A 596-nucleotide genomic window follows, 5' to 3' on the forward strand; every position below is an offset into this window, starting at 1 on the left:
GGTGGTGGTTGGGGTTGGAAGGGTTCGTACCAGCGCCATTGGGCGGGTTCGCCGAGGGGTCCGGGGCAGGGCGCGACATCGGGTGGGGGTCCGGTGGGTGTGCGTGCCAACGATCCGGGCTGGAGTGGTTCGCCTTCGCGGGTGGTGACGCGTAGTTGGTGGGCGGGGCCGGTGATGGTGATTTCGCCTCTGTGGTGCAGGCGGTGATGATACGGGCAGACCAGCACCAGGTTGTCCAGTTCGGTGGGCCCGCCGTCTTCCCAGTGCACAAGGTGATGAGCGTGCAGTCCGCGTGTGGCCCCGCAGCCGGGCACCCGGCAGGTGCGGTCGCGGTGCTCGAGGGCTCGGCGCAGCCGTCGGCTGATCACCCGCGTGGTGCGCCCGGCCCCGATGGGTTGGCCGTTTCGTTCGAGCCAGACTTCACAGCCGGTGTCGCACAACAACAACTGCCGGTCAGCGTCGGATAAGACCGGGCCAAGATGGGGCCAGGCGGCGGCCTTGTCGAGGTCGAGGTGCACGATCACGGTGGTGTGCTGGCCGTGGGGGCGCCGGGTGGCTTCGGTGTCCCAGCCGGTGTCCACCAGGCGCAGGAACGC

1 protein-coding gene is annotated in these 596 nt (G+C 69.5%); it reads right to left on the reverse strand.

The features are described 5' to 3' along the window. On the reverse strand, positions 1-596 hold a 596-nt coding region (locus A5790_RS14795), incomplete at both ends, for an HNH endonuclease signature motif containing protein (protein WP_156656404.1).

Source organism: Mycobacterium sp. 852002-51152_SCH6134967, assembly GCF_001667105.1.
Lineage (GTDB): Bacteria > Actinomycetota > Actinomycetes > Mycobacteriales > Mycobacteriaceae > Mycobacterium > Mycobacterium neumannii_A.